This is a genomic window from Solibacillus palustris, from assembly GCF_022549215.1.
GTDB classification, from domain to species: Bacteria; Bacillota; Bacilli; order Bacillales_A; family Planococcaceae; genus Solibacillus; species Solibacillus daqui.
The window spans coordinates 1-568 of record NZ_JAKZFC010000034.1; the positions used below are offsets into that span (position 1 = coordinate 1).

Annotated in this window: 1 protein-coding gene; it reads right to left on the reverse strand. The window is 30.8% G+C overall.

The annotated features are described in order from the left end of the window. Positions 1-568, reverse strand: a 568-nt coding sequence (locus LZ480_RS19685) for a phosphopantetheine-binding protein (RefSeq protein ID WP_241371227.1), incomplete at both ends; no start/stop codon positions are given.

The window sequence follows — 568 nt, forward strand, 5'->3', positions numbered from 1 at the left end:
TTTTTGAGCAGATGATGTTTCGTATTTCCCTTCATCTCTTATCTTTTCTATTTCAAGGAAAATACTTTCTTTCTTATTATCAACAAATGCACTTAGCTCTTTTATTGTTGGTGACTTAAAGATTTCTTTAAGAGGTACAGTTTTGTTCAATTCTTTATGAATTTTTGAAATAAGTACTGTGGCCTTTAATGAATGTCCTCCTAGTTCAAAGAAGTTATCATTTATGCCTATACTACTTACACCTAATACATCCTGCCATATTTGTGATAATTTTTCTTCCAGTTCATTTCTTGGTGCTTCATATTCTGCTCCAGTACAAATTTCACCTTTTAGTTTTGGCAAGGATTTTCTATCTATTTTTCCATTAGACGTTAATGGCATTTCTTCTAGCCTTATAAAATATGAGGGTACCATATAGTCTGGCAAGGACTTATTAAGTTTTTCTCTTAATTCACCTACGCTATACTCTTCATCTCCTACATAATATGCACATAGATACTTATATTCATTTTCACCTTTATCTAATACTATTACTTCCCTTACACCTTCTATTTTTAATAGGTTATTC